We start from the raw sequence: 19,625 nt of genomic DNA, 5'->3' as shown, positions 1-19,625 counted from the left end.
GCGATGCTACGCCATGAAGAGACCCGGTATCGCCGTGGGCGATACCGGGTCTCCGACGGGTCGGCAGGGGGACCGTCAGTGCCCTCCGCGCAGGCGCCGCACGACCTTCTTCGCCGTCGGCAGGCCCTTGTTCCACGCCGAGTACCACATCGAGAACGGCACGTCGACGCTGCCGACGAGCTCGTCCTCGTGGCTCGCGAAACCGCGCTTGAACGTCGAGATCCCGTCGTTGAGCAGGCCGTTCACGTCGTACCGCACCACCCCGCGCTCACGCATCGCCGTGATCGCGTGCCACTTCAGGCCGTAGTTCGCCCGCAGACGCTGCCCCTCGTCGTCCATCCCTCCGTACAGCTCGAACGACGTGCGCGCCGAGGCGGCGAACCACACGAACGCGACCGGGCGGTCGTGCGGGCCGTCCGGCGTCGAGCGCGCGAACGCCGCGAACACCGGCGAGTGGTCGCCCAGCTCGGCGGCCACCAGCCGGTAGTAGTCGTCGCCGTGCAGCCCGAACCCCGCGCGCTCCGCCGTGAGGCGGTAGATCGCCAGGCACGCGTCGAGCTCCGCCGCGGACGCCACCGCGCGGAACTCCAGGTCCTCGCGCTGGGACTTGCGGATGTACTGCCGGGTCTTCTTCGCCATCGCCGACATCAGCTCGTCGTCGCTCCGGCGCAGGTCGAGGATCAGCGTCGTGGGGTACAGGACCGGGTTCACCGCGGGCTGCGCGCCCGGCAGGTCGAACGGCGTGCCCGCGTCCCAGTCGGGCTCGAGCGTCACGCCCACCCCGCCCACGGTCTCGCGGCACCAGGCGACCACCGACCGCGTCACCGCGGAACGCGTCGCCTCGTCGGCGGTGCCGTCGCCGTCACCGCGCACGACCGGCCCGCGCGGCACGTACGACAACGCCTTGAACTGCGCCGGCAGACGGCGCTCGAGCACCTGCGCGAGGCCGACGACCTCGCCGTGGGCGTCCGTGGCCCGCAGCCGGTGCGGACGCCACGCGCCCGCGCCCTTCACCTCGCCCCAGCCCCACAGCTGCAGCGGGTGGCCGCCCAGCGCGTTCACCTCGGCGTCCCACGCCGCGCGGTCGGAGACTGTCCGGATCGTCAGGTTCGTGTCGTGCACGGCCCCGACCCTACCGGCCGCCGACGCCCGCGAACGCGTCCGCCAGCGCCGGCGCGAGCAGCTCGACCTGCCACTCGCGCGCCCCGCGCCCGCGCAGGAACGCGGCGACCCCCGCGGCGTCGGCCGGCTCGGGCGGCGTCCAGCACACGCGGCGCAGCGCGTCCGGCTGGAGGAGGTTCTCCACGGGGACGTGCCATCGCTCGGCGGCGTCGGCGACGACGGCGCGCGCCGCCTGGAGGCGCGCCGCGGCGCCCGGGTCGCGGTCGCCCCACGCGCGCGGCGGCGGCGGGGCGTCCGTGCGCGGCCCCCGCAGCGAGGGGAGCGCGGAGGCGGGGAGCGCCAGCGCCTCGTCGATCGCGCGCTGCCAGTACGCGGCGCGGCGCCGGGTCCCCTTCCCGGCGAACGCCGGCAGCGTGACGAGCTGGGCGACGGAGCGCGGCAGCGCCTCGGCCGCGGCGACGATCGCGCGGTCCGGCAGCACCCGCCCCGGGGCGACGTCGCGACGGCGCGCGTTCTCGTCGCGCGCCTGCCACAGCCCGCGCACCACGGCGAGGCGTCGGGCGTCGCGGACCGTGTGCGAGCCCGACGTGCGGCGCCACGGGTCGACGCGCGGCGGCGGCGGGGGAGCGGTGCGCACCGCCTCGAACTCCTGCTCGGCCCAGGCCGACTTCCCCGCCTCGTCGAGCCGGGCGGCCAGCGCGTCGCGCAACGGGACGAGCACCTCGACGTCGAGGGCGGCGTACCGCAGCCACTCCACGGGCAGCGGTCGCGTCGACCAGTCCACCGCCGAGTGCTCCTTCGCCAGGCCCAGGCCGAGGACCTCCGCGACGACCGCGCCCAGCCCCACCCGCTCGAGCCCGAGGAGCCGGGCCGCCAGCTCGGTGTCGAACACCCGCGCCGGGACGACCCCGTGCTCGGCGAGACCCGGCAGGTCCTGCGACGCCGCGTGGAGCACCCACTCCGCGTCGCCGACCGCCTCGCGCAGGGGCGCCAGGTCGGGGACCGCCACCGGGTCGACCAGCGCTGTCCCCGCGCCCTCGCGCCGCACCTGCACGAGGTAGGTGCGCTGGCCGTACCGGTACCCCGAGGCGCGCTCGGCGTCCGCGGCCACCGGGCCGCGGCCCGCGGCGAACGCGTCGACGACCCGCGCGAACGCCTCGGGGGTGTCGACCACAGGTCCGACGCCGTCGGCGGGCTCCGTGAGAGGGACGACGACGGGCGCGTCCGACCCCGGCGCGTCGCCGGTCGGGTCGGGGGTGGTGGAGGGTGCTGCGGCCGAGCTCATGGCTCCACGGTATTGCGTCGCAGGGGCAGCGCTGCCACGCCGTCGGGGAGCGGGGGCAGGCCGGCGGCCGTGCACAACAGCTGCGCCCACGCGCCGAGGTGCGGCCCGAGGTCGGCGGAGGCGGGGGTCCACGACGCCCGGATCTCCAGCTCGACGTCGTCCGCGCGGCCCGCGATCGCGCCGAAGCTCTGCGAGAGCACGCGTGTCACGGTGCCGCCCTCGGCGTGCGCCCGGGCGCCCGTGTCGCGCATCGCGTCCGCCAACCACGTCCACGCCACCTCGGCGAGCATGTCCTCGGCGGCGAGCTCCGGCTCGAGCGTCGCGCGCACGAGCGTGACGACCCGGAACCTCCCGTGCCAGGCCTCCTGGCCGTCGGGGTCGTGCAGCACGACGAAGCGGCCCGAGGCGAGCTCGCCGTCGTCGGTCCGCGCCCCGGCGACCTCGCCCGTCAGCGCGAACGAGTACGGGGCGATGCGACGCGGTGCGGGCACCTCCTGCAGGGACACCTCGGGGCGCACGCGCCGGGCGGACGCCGACTCCAGCGCGGTGCGGAACTCCGCGGGCACGTCGGTCCCGTGTGCGGTGATCACCCGTCGACACTACGAGCCGCCGCGCCCCGCGGAGCCAGGGCGCGCGGGTGCGTCACCGAATCGTGACCGCCGACGGCGGCGGATCGTCACCACCGCTGCCCGCGCCCGGATGGTGGCCACGTCCGGGCGGGCCGACGACCAGGGACTAGGCTGGTCCGGTATCCGCCCCGTACCGGCGGCACCAGCGTGCCCGTCGTGCCCCGCCCGCCCCGCGGGCCCGGGACGCGGCCGTGCCCGGTACCGATCTCCGAGGAGCAGGGAAGCAGATGGCAGCACGAGCACAGATCGGCGTGACCGGACTCGCGGTCATGGGCCGCAACCTGGCCCGCAACTTCGCCCGCCACGGCTACACGGTCGCGGTGCACAACCGCTCGTACGCCAAGACGCAGTCCCTGATCGCCGAGGCGGGCCACGAGGGCGACTTCGTGCCGTCGGAGTCCATGGCGGACTTCGTCGCCTCGCTCGAGCGTCCCCGCAAGGTCGTCGTCATGGTCAAGGCCGGCGCCGCGACCGACGCCGTGATCGACGAGCTCCTGCCCCTGCTCGAGGAGGGCGACATCGTCGTCGACGCGGGCAACGCGCACTTCCCCGACACGATCCGCCGCGAGAAGGCGCTCGCCGCCCGGGGCCTGCACTTCGTCGGCACCGGCGTGTCCGGCGGCGAGGAGGGCGCGCTCAACGGCCCGTCGATCATGCCCGGCGGCACGCGCGAGTCGTACGCGAGCCTCGGCCCGATCCTCGAGGACATCTCGGCGAAGGTCGACGGCGTCCCCTGCTGCACGTACGTCGGCCCCGACGGCGCCGGCCACTTCGTGAAGATGGTCCACAACGGCATCGAGTACGCCGACATGCAGCTCATTGCCGAGGCGTACGACCTGCTCAAGCAGGGGCTCGGCGCGTCCGCCGCGGAGATCGGGAAGACCTTCGAGGAGTGGAACACGGGCGACCTGGAGTCGTTCCTCATCGAGATCACCGCCGACGTGCTCCAGCACGTGGACGCCGCGACCGGGTCGGCGTTCGTCGACGTCGTGCTCGACCAGGCGGAGCAGAAGGGCACCGGCCGCTGGACCGTGCAGAACGGCCTCGACCTGGGCGTGCCGATCACCGGCATCGCCGAGGCGACGTTCGCGCGCGCCCTGTCCGGCTCCGTCCCGCAGCGCGAGGCGGGCCGTGCGGCCCTGCCCGCCGACGCCCAGGCGTGGGACGTCACCGACCGCGACGCGTTCGTCGAGGACGTGCGCCTCGCGCTCTACGCGTCGAAGGTCGTCGCGTACTCGCAGGGCTTCGACCAGATCGCCGCCGCCTCGGCCGAGTACGGCTGGGACATCGACCGCGGTGCCATGGCCCGCATCTGGCGCGGCGGCTGCATCATCCGCGCGCGCTTCCTCAACCGCATCACGGAGGCGTACGAGCGCGACGCGCAGCTCCCGCTGCTCCTCGCCGACGAGTACTTCACGGGCGCGGTGGGCAACGGCCTGTCCGCGTGGCGCCGCGTTGTCGCGCAGGCCGCGCTCAACGGGGTCCCGACCCCGGCGTTCTCCTCCTCGCTCGCCTACTACGACGGCGTGCGGGCCGAACGTCTCCCCGCCGCGCTCATCCAGGCGCAGCGCGACTTCTTCGGCGCCCACACGTACCGCCGCGTCGACGGCCCGGGCGTGTTCCACACCGAGTGGTCCGGCGACCGGAACGAGACGCGCGACGGCGACGCGTGAGTCGTCGCGTCGCACGGCCGGCGGTCGTCCACCCGATCATCCTGGGGGGCGACGCCGGCGCGTACAGCCTGGCCCGCGCGTTCCACGAGGCCTACGGGGTGCGCAGCACGGTCGTGACGATCGTCTCGACGCGCAACATGCGCTACTCGACCATCCTCACGAACGTCATCGAGCCGCAGCTCGACGACCCCGAGGTCATGGTGCGCACCGTCCGGGAGATCGCGGGACGGGCGAAGGCCCCCGCGATGGTCGTCACGTGCACCGACTGGTACGTCCGGGCGCTCGCGGAGCACCGCGCGCAGCTCGAGGACGTGGCGGTCGTGCCGTACACGACGACGGACCTGCTGGACCGCGTCATGGACAAGCAGCGGTTCTCCGAGCTGTGCCACGAGCTCGGCGTGCCGCACCCGCGCACGGTCGTGCGGCACGGCGGCGACGAGGTCGGGGACCTCGACCTGCGGTTCCCGATCATCGCGAAGCCGGGGGACAACGTCGCCTGGCACCACACCCAGTTCGCCGGGAAGCGCAAGGTCCACGAGCTCGCCGACCGCGCCGAGCTCGAGTGGCTGCTGCACACGGCGGGCGAGGCGGGGTACCGCAAGGCGTTCGTCGTCCAGGAGTTCGTGCCGGGCGACGACTCGCAGATGCGGATCATGACGACGTTCTCCGACTCGGACGGCCGGGTGCGCATGGCGCACGGCGGGCACGTGCTGATCGAGGAGCACACGCCCGGGACGCTCGGCAACCCCGCCGCGATCCTCACCGGTCCGCTCCCGCAGATCGAGGCGGACGCGCGCCGGCTCGTGGAGCACCTCGGGTGGACCGGGTTCGCGAACTTCGACGTCAAGGTCGACCCGCGCGACGGGCGGGGCCACTTCTTCGAGCTCAACCCGCGGACGGGGCGGTCGAACTTCTACCTCACCGCGAGCGGCATCAACCCGGCCATGTTCTGGGTCGGCGAGCACCTGCAGGGCGGGCGCGTGCCCGACCCGCGGCGGGTGCCGGTCCTCTACCGGATCGTCCCCGGGTTCCTCCTGCGCCGGTACGTGCGCGCGGCGGGGGACACGGCGGTGGCGGCGCGGCTGCGCAAGGTCAAGCGCGTCGGGCACCCGCTGAAGTACCGCGGGGACCGGGCCTGGCGGCGCGACCTGTGGGTCCGGCTGTCCGAGCTGCGCCAGGTGCGCAAGTTCGCGCAGTACTACCCGGTGTCGGCCGTGCGGGCCGCGGCGTCGCGCGCGACGGGGGACGACCGTGCCTGACGCGGGTGCCGAGCGGGCACCCGTCGGCGTCATCGGCGGTGTCGGCCCGCTCGCGACGGCGTACTTCCTCCAGCTCGTCGTCGCGCTCACCGACGCGGAGCGGGACCAGGACCACCTCGACATGGTGGTGCTCAACCACGCGACGATCCCGGACCGCACCGCGTTCGTGCTCGGCCGCTCGACGCAGGACCCCGGCCCGGTGCTCGCGCGCGACGCGCAGCGGCTCGAGGCCTTCGGGGTGTCGTTCCTCGTCATGCCGTGCAACACCGCGCACTACTTCACCCAGCAGGTGCTCGACGCCGTGAGCGTGCCGTTCGTGTCGATCATCGACACGACGGTCCAGGCCGCGCGGGAGCGGGTGCCCGGGCTGACGACCGTGGGGATCCTCGCGACGGCCGGCACCGCGTCGTCGGGCGTGTACCAGGACGCCTTCGCGGCGCGCGGGGTGGAGGCGATCGTCCCGGACGAGGCCGACCAGGCGCTCGTCTCGCAGATCATCTACGAGCAGGTGAAGGCGGGCCGCCCGGTCGACATCGCGACGTTCCGGGCCGTGGCGGGCCGCCTCGTCGCACGGGGCGCGTCGGTCGTCGTCCTCGGGTGCACGGAGCTGTCGGTCGTCGCCGTCGACCACGACCTGCTCGCCGACCCCGTCTACCTCGACTCGATGGACCAGCTCGCCCGCGCGACGATCCGTCGCGCGGGCCACCGCGTCCGCGACTGAGCCGCGTCCTGGCCGACCCTCACCCCGGGCCGGCCCGACGGCGCGGGGCTCAGCCGAGCTCGCTGGTCCCCGAGTAGAGGTGCAGCACGGGCACGTGCAGCTCGTCCCGGGCGCGCGAGGCCCAGTCGGTGTGGAACGTGTCCTCGACCGCGTGCGGGTACGTCACGACGACGATCTCCCGCACGTCGCCCGCCGCGACGGCCTTGCGCAGCGCGGGCAGGGGGTCGTCGTCGGTGACGGCGCCGTCGGCCTCGCGACCCGCCGCGCGGAGCTCGGCGGTGCTGCGCTCGAGCTGCTCGGCGGCGGTGGCCGTCGCCTGCGCGCGGGAGGGCTCGCGGCCCAGGACCTCGTCCCACGCCTCCTTGAGCTCGCCCACGCTGAGGTGGTCGACGATGGCGGAGACCAGGTTGCGCTCGGTGTCGGCCGGGACGAGGAGCCGGTAGCGGAGCGTCTCGGCACCCTCCTCGGTGCTGTGCAGCGCGAGGATGTGCTGGACGTCGGCCGGGTTGAGCGTGTCCTCGGTGAGGACCAGGATCGTGTCGGTCACGCGCGTCAGCCTATCGGCAGGAGCCAGCGCGCGAGGGTCGTGCCGGCCGGTGAGCCGGGCCGGTCGTCCGGGCAGTGCAGAAGGTGGCCGAGCCGTGCCGTGCGCGGCAGGGCCACGGCCGGGCCCGCGGTCGCGTCGCCCGCGACGATCCGGCCCGGTCCCGGGCCGACGACCGACGGCGTGGTCGTCACGCAGAGCTCGTCGAGGAGGTCCGCGCCCAGGAGGTCCGTGAGGAGCGACGGGCCGCCCTCCGCCAGGACGCGCGTCAGGCCGAGCCCGGCGAGCGCCCCGAGACCGGCGGTCAGGTCGACGCGGTCCGTGCCGTCCGTGCCGCCCGCCCCGACGACGAGCACGCGGTCGGCCGGCACGACGGCGCGGGCCGCCCGCGCGCCGTCGGGCCCCGTGAGGACGAGGGGCGGCCGGTCCCCGGGGGCCAGGGTCGCGGGGACGTTCCCCGTGCGCGTGACGAGGGCGAGCTCGAGCGGCGCGTCGTGGAGGTGGCCCAGGCCGCGCGGCCGGTCGAGGGCGGTGTACCCCTCGGCCCGTGCGGTGCCTGCGCCGACGAGCACCACGTCCGCGAGGGCACGCAGCACGCGGAAGACGCGCCAGTCGGCGTCGTCGTTGATCGACCCCGAGCGCTCGTCCGGCCCCCACGCGGCGCCGTCGAGGCTCGTGACCATGTTCGCGCGGACCGCCACCGGGCCACGGGACCGCGGCGGGTAGGCGTAGAGCGCGGCGAGGGCGTCCTCGCGCGGGTCGGGGTCGAGCCGTGCGGGGGAGGGCAGGAGGACGTCGAGCGGCGGCAGGTCGGCACGACCCGCGAGCCCGGGCCCGGCGGTGGCAGAGGTCACAGGGGCCACGCTAGCCGCAGGCGTAGGCTGGATCCTCGTGACCTCAGCGCCAGCCGCCGGCGGGACGGCCGCCTCGTCCGGCACCCCGACCCCGACTCCCGAACCGGACAGGACGACCGTGGTCCGTGCGCTCGCCGGCGTGCGGCCGGACGTCTCGCCGGAGCGGCTGCTCGCCGACCTCGTCCCGCCGCGCCACTTCACGGACGCCCGCTTCTCGACCTACCGCGCGAACCCGCGCTACCCCAGCCAGGCCACGACCGTCGCCCGGCTCGAGGAGGTTGCTGCCGCCGTCGTGAAGCCCCCGCGCAAGGGCCTGTTCGCGCGCCGGACCACCGCGCCCGCCGTGTACATGGACGGCGGGTTCGGTGTCGGCAAGACGCACCTGCTCACGTCCCTCGCGCACGCCGTGGGGCTCGACGCGAGCGCGTACGGGACGTTCGTCGAGTACACCAACCTCGTCGGCGCCCTCGGGTTCGCGCGCACGGTCGACGCCCTCGCCACGCGCAAGCTCGTGTGCATCGACGAGTTCGAGCTCGACGACCCGGGCGACACCGTCCTCATGTCCCGGCTGCTGCGCGAGCTCGCCGACCGGGGCGTGGCGCTCGCCGCGACGTCGAACACGCTCCCCGAGGCGCTCGGCGAGGGCCGCTTCGCCGCCGAGGACTTCCTGCGCGAGATCCAGGCGCTCGCCGCGCGCTTCGAGGTGCTGCGCGTCGACGGCGAGGACTACCGCCACCGCGCCGTCGTCACGGACTCCGCGCCGCTCGCCGACGACGCCGTGCGCGCGGCGGCGGCGACGGTCCCCGGTGCCACCCTCGACGCGTTCGACGACGTCCTCGCCCATCTCGCCCAGGTCCACCCGAGCCGGTACCGCGCGATGCTCGACGGCGTGGAGGCCGTCGCGTTCACCGGCGTGCGTCCCGTGACGGAGCAGTCGGCGGCGCTGCGGCTCGTCGTGCTCGTCGACCGGCTCTACGACCGCGACGTGCCCGTGCTCCTCGGCGGGGCGGGGGAGCACGGCCTGTTCACCGACGAGATGCTGCGCGGCGGGTACCGCAAGAAGTACTACCGCGCCCTGTCGCGGCTCGGCGCGCTCGCCGAGGACGGTCGCGCGCTCGTCCGCTAGACGAGGACGCGCGCCAGGCTGCCGCCGATCGACAGGACGGCGAAGGCGCTGACGACGGCGACTCCCACGACGAGCCATCCGAGGAAGCCGGATGTTCGTCGGACCGGCAGGTCGGGGAGGGGCGAGGCGTCGTCGTCCCAGAGCCCGGAGGTCGCGATCGCCACCCGACGCCCTGTCGCGTCCACGAGCACCAGAACGTCCAGGCCGATGCCGGACCCCGGCACGACCACCAGGCGACCACGCGCCGACCTCGCCTCGACGCTCCGCCGCCCCAGTACCGTCGGCACGTGGATCCGACCGGGACCGGTCGTGACGAGAGCTGCGGAGCCGACCGGTAGGAGGGTGAGCGGTGCCGTCAGACCACAGACGAACAGCACGATCATCGTCGTCGACGGCAGCCAGTGCGTCGCGAAGCCGGCCTCGTCGAGTGGGCCGTTCGACCAGGTGTCGAAAGTCGCTCGGGTGACGGTGACGAGGACGACGGCGAGCGCCAGGACGATCCGCCCGCCCCAGAGAAGCGCTCGCGCAATGCGTCGCCGCGCCGTCGGCACCTCGGCACGCCCAGCAGTTCGGGGCGGTGTCACGTCGCGGCGAGGCGCTGCTTCTCGACCTCGACGTCGAAGTCCGCGGGCGGCCAGCCGAGGTCGAAGCGGCGCAGGGCGTCGAGGAGGAGCTCGCTCACGGCGAGGCGCGCGAACCACTTGCGGTCGGCGGGGACGACGTGCCAGGGCGCGACCTCGGTGTTCGTCCGGTCGAGCATCGCCTGGTAGGCGTCCTGGTACGCGGGCCACTTCGCGCGCGAGTCGACGTCGCTCGGGTTGTACTTCCAGAACTTGTCCGGGCGCTCGAGCCGTTCCATGAGGCGTGCGCGCTGCTCCTCGTAGGACACGAGGAGCGCGACCTTGACGACGACCGTGCCCGACTCGACGAGCTTCTCCTCGAACCGGTTGATCTCGGTGTAGCGCTTCTCGACCACCTCGGGGGTCGCGAGCGCGTCGACGCGCGCGACGAGCACGTCCTCGTAGTGCGAGCGGTCGAACACCCCGATGTGGCCGGGGGTGGGCAGCGCGCGCCGGATCCGCCAGAGGAAGTGGTGGCGGCGCTCCTCGGGCGTCGGGACGCCGAACGACCGGTGCGCGACGCCCTGCGGGTCGACGAGCCCGACGACGTGGCGCACGATCCCGCCCTTGCCGGCGGTGTCCATCCCCTGGAGCACGAGGAGCACGGAGCGGGAGCCGCCGCTGCGCCCCTCGGCGAACAGGCGCTCCTGGAGCTCGGAGAGCTCGTCGGCGTGGTGCGCGACGAGCGCCGCCCCGGCCGCCTTGTCCCCCGTGAAGCCGGGCGTCGACCGGCGGTCGAACGCCGCGACGTCGAACCCCCGCGGCGCGCGCAGCACCTCGGTGGCCGGCGCCTCCCACAGGTCGTGGACGCCGGTGCCGGGGGTGCCGTGGGACTTCTTCGTCTTCTTCGCCGTCTTCTTCGCCGCTGCCATGCGCGCGAGCGTACTCACACCCAGGACACGACGGCGACCGCACGCGCGGGCACGTGCACCACCCGGCCCTCGACCCGGGTGGCGGGGTCCCACGCGGCGAGGAGGCGCGGCGCGCCGCCGAGCGCCAGGTGCAGCGCCCGCTCGCGCGTCCCGAGGTTCACCGCGACGGCGACCGTGCGCCGGTCGACCACGAACGCCGGGCCGTCGCCCGGGCCGCGGTGCTCCTCCTCCGCGGCCGCGTCGTCCTCGGCGCCGTCCGGCCCGTGCACGCGCACCCGCGCGAGGTCGCCGGAGCGCACGTCGTCGCGCGCCCGCAGGGCCACGAGCGTGCCGTACCAGTCGAGCAGCCGGGCGTGCTCGCCCTCGGTCCGCTCCGTCCAGTCGAGGACGCTCGCGTCCCGCGTCGCCGGGTCCTGCGGGTCCGGCACGGGTGCGCCCTCGCCGTCCCACCCGTGCCCCGAGAACTCCGCCGCGCGGCCCTCACGGATCGCGCGCGCCAGCTCCGGGTCGTCGTGGTCGGTGAAGAACTGCCACGGGGTCGACGCCCCCCACTCCTCGCCCATGAACAGCATCGGGGTGAAGGGGGAGACGAGGACGAGCGCCGCCGCGACCGCGAGACCGCCCGCGTCGAGGACCGACGACGGCCGGTCGCCCTGGGCGCGGTTGCCGACCTGGTCGTGGTTCTGGGCGCACACGACGAACGCGTGGCCGTCCGTGCCGGGCGGGACGGGCCTGCCCCACGTGCGGCCGCGGAACGTCGAGTACGTGCCGTCGTGGACGAAGGCGCCCGTGAGCGCCTTGCGCAGCACCGCGACGGACCCGAAGTCCACGTAGTAGCCGTGCCGCTCTCCCGTGAGCAGCGCGTGCAGGGCGTGGTGGACGTCGTCCGCCCACTGCGCGTCCATGCCGCGCCCGCCCTGCTCGACCCCGGTGACGGTCGCCGGGTCGTTCTCGTCCGACTCCGCGACGAGGGTCAGCGGGCGCCCGAGGTCCTGCTCGACCCGCGCCGTGCGCCGGGCGAGCTCGGCGAGCAGGTGGGTCGGCGAGTCGTCGACGAGGGCGTGCACGGCGTCCAGCCGCAGCGCGTCGACGTGGAACTCGACGAACCAGCGCTCCGCGTTGTCGAGCACCCACTCGCGCACCTCGCGGCTGCCCGAGCGGTCGAGGTTGACCGCCGCCCCCCAGGGTGTGTGGTGCGCGTCGGTGAAGTACGGACCGAACCCGGGCAGGTAGTTCCCCGACGGGCCGAGGTGGTTGTAGACGACGTCGAGGACCACCGCGAGACCGCGCGCGTGCGCCGCGTCGACGAAGCGCTGCAGCGCGCGCGGCCCGCCGTACGGCTCGTGCACGGCGTACAGGTGCACGCCGTCGTACCCCCACCCCCAGCGGCCGCCGAACGCCGCGACCGGCATGAGCTCGACCGCGCCGACGCCCAGCTCGACGAGGTGGTCCAGCCGGTCGATCGCGGCGTCGAGCGTGCCCTGCGGGGTGAACGTCCCGACGTGCAGCTCGTACACGACCTCGCCCCGCACGTCGCGGCCCGCCCACGCGTCGTCGGTCCACGCGAACCCCGGGTCGAACGACCGGCTCGGGCCGTGCACCCCGTACGGCTGGCGGGGGCTGCGCGGGTCCGGCCGCCCCGGCCCGCCGTCGACGGCGAACCCGTAGTCGGTGTCCCACGCGAGCTCGTGGTCGTGCCCCCACCAGCCGGGCACGTGCGCCCCGACGAGGCGCAGGGGCTCACGACGCGCGCCGTCGAACGACCCCGATCCCGGCTCGGGCAGCACGAGGTCCACCTGGCGCGCGGTCGGCGCCCACACGAGCGGGCGAGGACCCGGCACGGGGAGCAACGGCGTGCCGCGGGGCGGCGGGGCGGGCGTCACGACGTCCCCCCGCTCGCCGCCGCGCGCAGCAGGGCCACGGGCAGCTCGGCCAGCAGGTCCGCGACGGGCACCGGACCCGCCGGGTGCAGCCGGCCCGTGAGCTCGTCGCGCCACCCGCCCTCCGCGGGAGGCAGCGCGACGACGTGGTCGCGCCACCCGCCGAGGCGGCGCACCGTCCCGTGCAGCCGGGTCGCGACCGTCACGACCCGCGGGACGCCGTCGCGCGTGCGGGCGAACGCCAGCGCGCAGGGCGTCGAGGACGCGACCGGCGCGTACCCGGCGCCGGCGCCGACGAACGCCTCCGGCTCGTCGCGGCGTGCACGCAGCGCGCGCGACGTGACGAGCAGCTTCTCGTCGCCCAGGGTGCGTGCCGCCGCGCCGTCGTCCAGCCGCGCGAGCCGCGCCGCCAGGTCCGCGGCGTCCACGGGGCGGCGGTTGTCCGGGTCCACGAGCGTGGGGGAGTACCCCTCGCTGCCCTGGTACACGTCCGCGACGCCCGGCGCCGTGAGCTGCACGAGCTTGATCCCCAGGCTCGCCGCGCGCAGGTCGTCCCGGTGCTCGTGCGCCCACCGGGCGAACGCGCCCAGCACCGCCGGGTCGTCCAGCGCCCGGCGCGCCAGGTCCTCCACCGCGCGCTCGTACGCCTCGTCGACCCCCGTCCACGACGTGCGGACCTTCGCCTCCCGCAGCGCCTTGCGCAGGTACTCCACGAGCCGGTCGGGACCGATCGCCCCCGATCCCGCGTCCGCACCTGCCGGATCCCCGCCGTCGGTCCCCGCGTCGGGCAGCCACGTCCCCGCGACCGTCTGCCACAGGAGCGTCTCGGCGAGCCCGTCCACGAGCGCGCCCCGGTACGGGGCGCTCGCGGTACGCACCTCGTCCACCAGCCGGCCCCAGCCGGTCGCGTCCTCGGAGAGCACGCCGAGCGCCGCACGCGTGTCCTCGCCCCGCTTGGTGTCGTGGGTCGAGCCCGCCGTGAGGCCCAGCGGCGTGAGCGCCGCGAAGCGCTGCGCGAACGCGTGCCAGTCGTGCACCCCCAGGCTGAACCGGTCCGGCTCGCCCCCGACCTCGCACAGGCCCGCGAGCTCCGTCCAGCGGTAGAACGCCGTGTCCTCCACGCCCTTCGCGGTGACCGCGCCGCACACCTGCTGGAACCGGACGACGAGCTCGTCCCGGCGCGGCTCGCGGCGACGGCCCGCGCTGCCCACCTCGCGACCGAGCACCAGGTCGACGACGACCTCCAGCGTCGCCGCGCGCTCCGGGTCGAGGTGCGTGCGGGCGCGGGCGGCCGCGTCCTCGACCGCGCGCACGGCCTCGTGGCGGGGCGTCACCCCGGGCACGACGTAGGCCCGGTAGCGGTCGAAGGCGACGAGCAGCTCGCGCACGCACTGGTGCAGGGCCCGCCACGTGTGGTCGCGCAGCCGCGGGTCGTCGTGGCAGACGGCCGCCGCGAGGTCGGTGAGGCGGTGGACCTCGGCGTAGAGCGGGCCCGCGACGACCTCGCGCTTGGCCTGCTCGACGACCTCCTCCAGCCCGCCCGCCCGGCCGCCCGTGAGCCGCGTCATCACCGCGTCGAGACCCGCGCGGCCGCCCGGGTCGACGAAGAGCTGCTGGAGACGCCACGCGACGTCGTACCCCGTGGTGCCGACGGTGGCCCAGTCGGGCGGGACCTGCTCGTCCCCGGCGAGGATCTTCTCGACGACGACCCACGCGCCGCCCGTGCGGTCCGCGAGCCGGTCGAGGTACTGCCCGGGGTCGGCGAGCCCGTCGGGGTGGTCGATGCGCAGGCCGTCGACGACGCCCGTCGCGACGAGGTCGAGCAGCAGGGCGTGCGTCGCGTCGAACACGGCCTCGTCCTCGACCCGCACGGCGACGAGCGACCCCACGTCGAAGAAGCGTCGGTAGTTCAGCTCCTCGTCGCCGACCCGCCAGAACGCGAGGCGGTAGTGCTGCCGCTCGACGAGCTCGGCGAGCGGCAGGTCCTCGGTGCCCGCGCGGACGGGGAAGACGTGCTCGAAGTAGCGCAGGACCGTCGTGGGGGTCCCGCCGCTCCCCGCGTCCGCCGCGGTGTCGGGGACGACGACCTCGTCGAGGACGAGGTCGCCCGAGGCGAGCGCGTCGCCGAGCCGCACCCCGAGCACGGGCATGAGCACGGCGCCGTCGCCCGCCGACCAGTCGACGTCGAACCAGGGCGCGTACGGGGACTGCGGGCCGTGGGCGAGCACGGACCACAGGGCCCGGTTGTGCCACGCCGGGGTCGGCACCGCCATGTGGTTGGGCACCACGTCGAGCACGACGCCCAGGCCCGCCGCACGGGCCGTCGCCGCGAGACGCTCCAGGCCCGCGCGCCCGCCGAGGACGTCGCTCACGCGGTCGTGGTCGACGACGTCGTACCCGTGGGTGGAGCCGGGTGCGGCCTGCAGCACCGGGGACAGGTACAGGTGCGTGACGCCCAGCGCGGCGAGGTAGGGCACCTGGCGCGCGGCGTCGTCGAACGTGAGGTCGGGGCCCAGCTGGAGCCGGTACGTGGAGACCGGGGTCCGGCCCGTCGTCGCCGTCATCGCAGCGGTGGCCGGGTCAGGACGATCGTGCTGCGGCCGGTGACCGGCACCACGTCGCCCGGCCGGAGCTCGTCCCCGGTCTGGGTGGTCCCGTCGGTGTCGAGGACGACGGACCAGCTCTCGCCGTACTGCGCCGCGGGGACCGTGAACTCGAGGACGTCGTGGTGCGCGTTGAGGAGCAGCAGGAAGGAGTCGTCGACGATGGGCTCGCCGCGGCGGTCGGTCTCGGGGATGGCGTCGCCGTTGAGGAACACCATCACCGAGCGCGCGTAGGCGGCGTCCCAGTCGGCCTGGTCCATCCGCGAGCCCGTGATGTCGAGCCACTCGATGTCGGGCAGCTCGGCGGGGTCCGTCGCGTCGTCCTCCGGTCCCCGGCCGACGAAGAACCGGCGGCGGTGCAGCACCGGGTGGTCGCGGCGCAGCCACACGACCCGCCGCGCGAAGTCCAGCAGCGCGCGCCGTTCCTCCGTCTCGGGGTCCGTGGCGTCCTCGTCGTGCTCGGGCGGCTCGGCGGCGTGCGCCTCGTCGACGACGCCCCGCCAGTCCATCCACGTGAGCTCGTTGTCCTGGCAGTACCCGTTGTTGTTGCCGTGCTGCGTGCGCGCGATCTCGTCGCCGTGCGCGAGCATCGGCACGCCCTGGGACAGCAGGAGGGTGGTGAGCAGGTTGCGGCGCTGGCGGGCGCGCAGCGCGAGGACGTCCTCGTCGTCCGTGGGCCCCTCCACGCCGCAGTTCCACGACCGGTTGTGGTTCTCGCCGTCGTTGTTGTCCTCGCCGTTCGCCTCGTTGTGCTTGTCGTTGTAGGAGACGAGGTCGTTGAGCGTGAAGCCGTCGTGCGCGGTGACGAAGTTGATCGACGCGATGGGCTTGCGGCCGCTGTGCTCGTACAGGTCGGAGGACCCGGTGAGCCGGCTCGCGAACTCGGGCAGCGTGGACGGCTCGCCGCGCCAGAAGTCGCGCACGGTGTCGCGGTACGCCCCGTTCCACTCGGTCCACAGCGGCGGGAAGCCGCCCACCTGGTAGCCGCCCGAGCCGAGGTCCCACGGCTCGGCGATGAGCTTGACCTGGGAGATCACCGGGTCCTGCTGGACGATGTCGAAGAACGCGGAGAGCCGGTCGACCTCGTGGAACTGGCGTGCGAGCGTCGCGGCGAGGTCGAACCGGAACCCGTCGACGTGCATCTCCGTCACCCAGTACCGCAGCGAGTCCATGATGAGCTGCAGCACGTGCGGCGAGCGCATGAGCAGCGAGTTGCCCGTGCCGGTCGTGTCGAAGTAGTGCGCCTCGTCGCCGTCGACGAGCCGGTAGTACGCCTTGTTGTCGATGCCGCGGAAGCTCAGCGTCGGGCCGAGGTGGTTGCCCTCCGCCGTGTGGTTGTACACGACGTCGAGGATGACCTCGATCCCGGCCTCGTGCAGCGCCTTGACCATGGACTTGAACTCCATGACCTGCTGGCCGCGGGTGCCGTACGCCGCGTACCCGTTGTGCGGCGCGAAGAACCCGATCGTGTTGTAGCCCCAGTAGTTCGACAGGCCCTGGTCGACGAGGGTCGGGTCGTTGACGAACTGGTGCACGGGCATGAGCTCGACGGCCGTCACGCCGAGGGTGACGAGGTGCTCGATCACCGCGGGGTGCGCCATGCCGGCGTACGTGCCGCGCAGCTCCTCCGGAACGGCGGGGTGGAGCATCGTCATGCCCTTGACGTGCGCCTCGTAGATGACGCTGTCGTGGTAGTCCCGGTTCGGCGGGCGGTCGTGCCCCCAGTCGAAGTACGGGTTCACGACGACGGAGACCATCGTGTGCGCGGCGGAGTCGTCGTCGTTGAGCGGGGGAGCGGGCGCGGGGCCGGACGTCCCGTCGGCGTCGTCGTCCGTCTGCGCGTCCGCCGGTCCGTCGGCGAAGCGGTAGGAGAACAGGGACTCGTCGCCGTCGACCTGTCCCTCGATCGCCTTGGCGTACGGGTCGAGCAGAAGCTTCGACGGGTTGCAGCGGTGCCCGTTCGCCGGGTCGTACGGTCCGTGCACGCGGTAGCCGTAGCGCGTCCCGGGTCCCTTGCCGGGCAGGTAGACGTGCCAGACGTGCGCGTCGACCTCCTCGAGCTCGACGCGTCGCTCGGTGCCGTCGTCGCGCAGGAGGCAGAGCTCGACGCGCTCGGCGACCTCGGAGAAGAGGGCGAAGTTGGTCCCCGTGCCGTCGTACGTGGCCCCGAGGGGGTAGGGGTGACCAGGCCAGGTCTGCATCCCCCGAGGATGTCATGGGCGCGGTCGGGTCGCGCTGGGGACACCACCCCCTCGGTGAGACACGGATCACACCGATGCCGAGCGAAAAAGTGTGCCAAGCGCACGACGCTCCAGGGTCGCTCGCGAGCGCCCGTCACCCCGCGCCCGGACGCCCTCGTGGGCGTGCGGCGGACCTGCCGACCTGGTAGACCCGTGCCATGAGCACCGGTGCGCCTCGCAAGGACGATCTCAACCAGTCCGACATCGCCTCGGCCCGTCTCTCCCCGCCCCGTGAGGACGAGGAGGGGCGCGGCGACGTCCTGACGGGAGGTGACGCCACGAAGGCGCCCCACTCGCTGTCGGAGGTGGAGCGCCGGCCGATCGAGGGGGCGTCCTCCGGCACGTCCTGGGACGACCCGGACGAGCTCTGAGGCGCCCGCCCGGCGCGGTCGGTCCAGCCCGGCGCGGTCAGTCCAGCCGGGGGAGGCGCTGCGCGTCGACGGGCAGGAGGCGCGGCATCCCGGCGGGGGCCACGAGGCTCAGCGCCAGGTAGCGGGCCTCCGCGCGGTGCAGGCGGATGTGCTCGTCCACGGTCCAGTCCGGGCCGTTGGTGAGGACCATCCCGCACGAGCACTCGATCGTCACGCGGCCGGCCCCGTCCTCCCGCACCTGGCCGGTCGTCACGTGCGCGGCCCGCGCCCCCGCCTTGGCGCGCCGCATCGAGGCGCTGACGGGCTCGGGGCGGTGGTCGTGCGACGGGGCCGTGTGCTCGGGTGCGGGTCCGGGTTCCACGGACCGAGCCTAGACGCCGGCCACGTGCGCGGGGTGCTCCTCGGCGTCGTCGTGCGTGTGCGCGAGGCCCAGCGCGTGCGCCCGCTCGTGCTCGCGCTCGGCGGCCTCGCGCGCGGCGATCCGGGCACGCACCTCCTCGCGACGCAGCGGCGGCACCGTGGGCGGGGGCTGACGGCGCTCGGGCAGCTCGTCGAGCAGACGCGCCACGATCGCGTGGATCTCGGTGACGGCACGCTCGAACGGCTCCTCGGTGGCGGCGCTCGTGCGCTGGATCCCGGTCACCTTCCGGACGAACTGGCGGGCCGCGGCCTCCACCTCCTCGTCCGTCGCCGGGGGGACGAGTCCGCGCAGGGTCGTGATGTTCCGGCACATGCCTGCGACGCTACGTCGCCGTGGCGAGGGTCACAAGGGCGCGCGGCCCGGCGTCAGACGAACCGGGCCGTGAGCGTCACGGTGCCCGTGCCGCCGACGTCGAGGTGCACGTCCCCGAGCCGGACCCCGGGCGGGAGCTCGGCCGCGAGGTCCACCGTGCGGCCGCGCAGCGCGTCGACGTGCCGGCGCGCGACGACGAGCAGGGCCGCGATCACGGGGTTGCGGCTCGTCAGCCCGACCTCGCGGACCGTGAGCACCATCCGGTGGTCGACGTCGGCCACGAGGGACGCGTGGACGCTCGCCGACAGGAGCCCCTTGCGCACCCGGGCGAACGCCTGCACCGCCACCGCGCGCGGGCCGCGGGAGGTGATCGTGACGTCGAGGGAGACGAGCGTGGCCCCCACCGCCGCCAGCTCGGCCCCGACGAGGCGGCGGGCGGCCTCCACCACCGCGTCCTGCGGCACCGCGACGCGCACGTCCCCGGTCACGGGGTGCGCCGCGTCCGGCTCCACGGGCAGCACGCCGAGCCGGCCGTCGTCCGTCTCCACCCACGTGAACCGCAGCCCTTCCGCGTGCGCCGTGAGGTCGACGGGCACGTCCTCCACGAGGAGCGGGTGGGCGTCGACCTGGAGCCGACGCACGGTGCCCGGCTCGTGCCGGTCGCCGTCGCTGGCCGTCCAGGCGTCCTCCGTCCGCGTGCCCGGTGCCGGTGCGCCCGGTGCCGTGGCGTCGGGTGCGGGGCGGTCGTCGGTCTCGCCGCGGGCCACGTGCACGGCAAGGCCGGTGAGCGCGACGTCGAGGGCGACGACGTCCGCGCCCTCGAGCGCCGCGTCCACGGTGACGCGGTCCAGACCGGTCGCCCCGGCGTCGGCGTCGAGCACCGCGTCGACGACCGCACCGCGCACGCGGGCGGCGAGCTCCGGACCGGTGGCGGGGCGGGGCGCGGGGCCGAGGGGGAGCACGTCGTCACGAGGCGCGGGCGTCGTCATGCGGGCGAGCCTAGAGGACGCGCCGCAGGTGCCGGACGAGCGAAGGCCGCCCCCGACGGTGTCCGGGGCGGCCTTCGTGGGGTGGGCGATACAGGGATCGAACC

Annotated in this window: 18 protein-coding genes; 5 read left to right on the top strand and 13 right to left on the bottom strand. The window is 74.9% G+C overall.

The features are described from left to right. Positions 1-75 precede the first annotated feature (75 nt). From LGQ04_RS16285 to LGQ04_RS16275, 3 genes are read right to left on the bottom strand one after another with little or no spacing between them, the layout of a single operon-like run. Positions 76-1,122, bottom strand: coding sequence for a lipid II:glycine glycyltransferase FemX (locus tag LGQ04_RS16285; RefSeq protein ID WP_229245020.1), 1,047 nt, complete (start codon positions 1,120-1,122; stop codon positions 76-78). Positions 1,123-1,132: 10 nt separating this feature from the next. Further along, a complete protein-coding gene (locus tag LGQ04_RS16280) occupies positions 1,133-2,407 on the bottom strand; it encodes a ribonuclease D (RefSeq protein ID WP_229245019.1) in 1,275 nt (424 codons plus the stop codon). Beyond that, a complete protein-coding gene (locus LGQ04_RS16275) occupies positions 2,404-2,997 on the bottom strand; it encodes a DUF3000 domain-containing protein (RefSeq protein WP_372470117.1) in 594 nt (197 codons plus the stop codon). Before LGQ04_RS16275 ends, LGQ04_RS16280 begins: the two co-directional genes overlap by 4 nt. 266 nt (positions 2,998-3,263) lie before the next feature. Between LGQ04_RS16275 and gnd the strand changes: the two genes are divergently transcribed. The 3 genes from gnd to cuyB are packed head-to-tail and all read left to right on the top strand — an operon-like array spanning position 3,264 to position 6,689. Next, positions 3,264-4,709 (top strand): NADP-dependent phosphogluconate dehydrogenase, encoded by a 1,446-nt coding sequence (gene gnd, locus LGQ04_RS16270; protein ID WP_229245018.1) that lies wholly within the window; start codon positions 3,264-3,266, stop codon positions 4,707-4,709. After that, on the top strand, positions 4,706-5,968 hold the full coding sequence (locus LGQ04_RS16265; RefSeq protein WP_229245017.1) for a carboxylate--amine ligase: 1,263 nt from the start codon (positions 4,706-4,708) through the stop codon (positions 5,966-5,968). Before gnd ends, LGQ04_RS16265 begins: the two co-directional genes overlap by 4 nt. Then, on the top strand, positions 5,961-6,689 hold the full coding sequence (gene cuyB, locus LGQ04_RS16260; protein ID WP_229245016.1) for a cysteate racemase: 729 nt from the start codon (positions 5,961-5,963) through the stop codon (positions 6,687-6,689). Before LGQ04_RS16265 ends, cuyB begins: the two co-directional genes overlap by 8 nt. Positions 6,690-6,738: 49 nt before the next feature. On the opposite strand, the gene LGQ04_RS16255 is transcribed toward cuyB, so the two are convergent. Then, a complete protein-coding gene (locus LGQ04_RS16255) occupies positions 6,739-7,236 on the bottom strand; it encodes a hypothetical protein (protein WP_229245015.1) in 498 nt (165 codons plus the stop codon). A 5-nt stretch (positions 7,237-7,241) separates the two neighbouring features. Beyond that, the gene (locus LGQ04_RS16250) at positions 7,242-8,087 is read right to left on the bottom strand and encodes a dihydrofolate reductase family protein (RefSeq protein WP_229245014.1); all 846 of its coding nucleotides are present in this window, start codon (positions 8,085-8,087) and stop codon (positions 7,242-7,244) included. A gap of 37 nt (positions 8,088-8,124) precedes the next feature. Here LGQ04_RS16250 and zapE point away from each other — a divergent pair, with 37 nt between their 5' ends. Further along, positions 8,125-9,213, top strand: coding sequence for a cell division protein ZapE (zapE, locus tag LGQ04_RS16245; protein WP_372470116.1), 1,089 nt, complete (start codon positions 8,125-8,127; stop codon positions 9,211-9,213). Here zapE and LGQ04_RS16240 read toward each other — a convergent pair. The 5 genes from LGQ04_RS16240 to glgX form a co-directional block, all read right to left on the bottom strand. Further along, complete coding sequence (locus LGQ04_RS16240; RefSeq protein WP_229245013.1) at positions 9,210-9,377, bottom strand: hypothetical protein; 168 nt, start codon at positions 9,375-9,377, stop codon at positions 9,210-9,212. The two genes, zapE and LGQ04_RS16240, sit on opposite strands and share 4 nt — an antisense overlap. Before the next feature lie 416 nt (positions 9,378-9,793). Then, positions 9,794-10,705, bottom strand: coding sequence for a PPK2 family polyphosphate kinase (locus LGQ04_RS16235; protein ID WP_229245012.1), 912 nt, complete (start codon positions 10,703-10,705; stop codon positions 9,794-9,796). A gap of 14 nt (positions 10,706-10,719) precedes the next feature. Next, the gene (gene treZ, locus LGQ04_RS16230) at positions 10,720-12,588 is read right to left on the bottom strand and encodes a malto-oligosyltrehalose trehalohydrolase (protein ID WP_229245011.1); all 1,869 of its coding nucleotides are present in this window, start codon (positions 12,586-12,588) and stop codon (positions 10,720-10,722) included. Next, positions 12,585-15,149 (bottom strand): malto-oligosyltrehalose synthase, encoded by a 2,565-nt coding sequence (gene treY / locus LGQ04_RS16225; protein WP_229245010.1) that lies wholly within the window; start codon positions 15,147-15,149, stop codon positions 12,585-12,587. Before treY ends, treZ begins: the two co-directional genes overlap by 4 nt. After that, entirely contained in the window at positions 15,146-17,389 is a 2,244-nt protein-coding gene (glgX, locus tag LGQ04_RS16220) for a glycogen debranching protein GlgX (RefSeq protein ID WP_229245009.1), read from the bottom strand. Before glgX ends, treY begins: the two co-directional genes overlap by 4 nt. Before the next feature lie 197 nt (positions 17,390-17,586). Between glgX and LGQ04_RS16215 the strand changes: the two genes are divergently transcribed. Beyond that, entirely contained in the window at positions 17,587-17,799 is a 213-nt protein-coding gene (locus LGQ04_RS16215) for a hypothetical protein (protein ID WP_229245008.1), read from the top strand. A gap of 37 nt (positions 17,800-17,836) precedes the next feature. Here the strand turns inward: LGQ04_RS16215 and LGQ04_RS16210 are convergent, their stop codons facing one another. The 3 genes from LGQ04_RS16210 to LGQ04_RS16200 are packed head-to-tail and all read right to left on the bottom strand — an operon-like array spanning position 17,837 to position 19,521. Then, positions 17,837-18,160: a hypothetical protein gene (locus tag LGQ04_RS16210; RefSeq protein WP_308016427.1), complete on the bottom strand. Its 324-nt coding sequence runs from the start codon at positions 18,158-18,160 to the stop codon at positions 17,837-17,839. Between the two features lie 9 nt (positions 18,161-18,169). Next, a complete protein-coding gene (locus tag LGQ04_RS16205; RefSeq protein ID WP_229245007.1) occupies positions 18,170-18,532 on the bottom strand; it encodes a DUF2277 domain-containing protein in 363 nt (120 codons plus the stop codon). A gap of 53 nt (positions 18,533-18,585) precedes the next feature. Then, positions 18,586-19,521, bottom strand: a complete 936-nt coding sequence (locus LGQ04_RS16200; RefSeq protein WP_229245006.1) for a hypothetical protein — start codon at positions 19,519-19,521, stop codon at positions 18,586-18,588. Positions 19,522-19,625 lie beyond the last annotated feature (104 nt).

Origin of the sequence: Cellulosimicrobium marinum (assembly GCF_020551945.1) — a bacterium.
In the GTDB taxonomy this organism is placed as follows: domain Bacteria; phylum Actinomycetota; class Actinomycetes; order Actinomycetales; family Cellulomonadaceae; genus Cellulosimicrobium; species Cellulosimicrobium marinum.
Note: the sequence above shows the minus strand (reverse complement) of the source record. Positions and strands in the feature narration are given on the sequence as shown.